Genomic DNA, 1,481 nt, shown 5'->3' with positions numbered 1-1,481 from the left:
GATTATTACCAACTGTATCGTGATGGGCCGTGCCGAAGCATTCGCCATGAAAGAGCCTCCTTTGGAGAGCTTGGTTGACGGTATCGGCAACGGCGCAGGTTACGGCATGATGTTGATCATCATCGCAACCATCCGCGAACTGATCGGCTCAGGCAAGCTCTTTGGCTACACCATTTTCCAAACCGTACAAGATGGCGGCTGGTATCAAACCAACGGCTTGTTCTTGCTCGCTCCCAGCGCGTTCTTCATCATCGGCTTCTTGGTATGGGGGCTGCGCACTTGGAAACCTGAACAGGCGGAGAAATAACACATGGAACATTACTTAAGCCTCTTTGTAAAATCCGTCTTTCTGGAAAACATGGCACTTTCCTTCTTCTTAGGGATGTGTACATTTTTGGCAGTATCTAAAAAAGTATCCACTGCATTCGGTTTGGGCGTGGCTGTAACTTTCGTACTCGGCCTGTCCGTCCCTGCCAACCAACTTGTTTACTCGCTGTTGAAAGACGGCGCGCTGGTTGAAGGCGTGGACCTGACCTTCCTGAAATTCATCACCTTCATCGGCGTGATTGCCGCTTTGGTGCAGATTTTGGAAATGTTCTTGGACAAATTCGTCCCTGCCCTCTACAACGCATTGGGTATCTACCTGCCTCTGATTACCGTAAACTGCGCGATTTTCGGTGCCGTATCGTTTATGGCGCAACGCGAATACAACTTCGGCGAGTCCGTTGTATATGGTTTCGGTGCAGGTTTGGGCTGGCTTTTGGCTATTGTCGCTTTGGCGGGCATTACCGAAAAAATGAAATATTCGGACGTCCCTAAAGGTCTCAAAGGCTTGGGCATTACCTTTATCGCCGCTGGCCTGATGGCAATGGCGTTTATGTCGTTCTCCGGCATCCAGTTATAAGAAAGGAATCGGCATGGAGATTATTCTAGGTATCGTGATGTTTACCCTCATCGTCTTGGTTTTGGCACTGATGATTCTGTTTGCCAAATCCAAGTTGGTGAGCGAAGGCGACATCACCATCAAAGTCAATAATGAAAAAGAGCTGACGATGCCTGCCGGCGGTAAACTGCTGGGTGCGCTTGCCAGCCAAGGCATCTTCGTTCCTTCCGCCTGCGGTGGTGGCGGCTCATGCGGCCAGTGCCGCGTTATCGTAAAAAGCGGCGGCGGCGACATTCTGCCAACCGAGTTGTCCCACATCAGCAAACGCGAAGCGCGCGAAGGCTGCCGTCTGTCTTGTCAGGTCAACGTTAAAACCGACATGGACATCGAAGTACCGGAAGAAGTATTCGGCGTGAAAAAATGGGAATGTACTGTCATCTCCAATGACAACAAAGCAACGTTCATTAAAGAACTCAAGCTTGCCATTCCCGAAGGCGAAGAAGTTCCTTTCCGCGCCGGTGGCTACATCCAAATTGAAGCCCCTCCTCACACTGTTGCCTACAAAGACTTCGACATTCCTAAGGAATATCACGAAGAC

At 50.2% G+C, this 1,481-nt stretch carries 3 protein-coding genes; all 3 read left to right on the top strand.

Translation table 11 applies throughout. The annotated features are described in order from the left end of the window. Window positions 1–307 (top strand): Rnf-Nqr domain containing protein (locus ACTHUM_RS13850; RefSeq protein WP_440403152.1); only part of this gene is annotated, 307 nt, incomplete at its 5' end. A gap of 3 nt (window positions 308–310) precedes the next feature. Continuing rightward, window positions 311–904 (top strand): NADH:ubiquinone reductase (Na(+)-transporting) subunit E, encoded by a 594-nt coding sequence (gene nqrE, locus ACTHUM_RS13845; RefSeq protein ID WP_003684365.1) that lies wholly within the window; start codon window positions 311–313, stop codon window positions 902–904. Window positions 905–917: 13 nt separating this feature from the next. After that, window positions 918–1,481, top strand: a 564-nt coding sequence (gene nqrF / locus ACTHUM_RS13840; protein WP_440403151.1) for an NADH:ubiquinone reductase (Na(+)-transporting) subunit F, incomplete at its 3' end; no start/stop codon positions are given.

Source organism: Neisseria sp. P0021.S006 (assembly GCF_051956895.1).
This window is presented reverse-complemented; position numbering and strand designations above follow the sequence as displayed.

What these genes read in the sequence shown, in the direction of transcription:
- nqrE (WP_003684365.1), top strand. Translation starts at nt 311, where the DNA reads ATGGAACATTACTTAAGCCTCTTTGTAAAATCCGTCTTTCTGGAAAAC.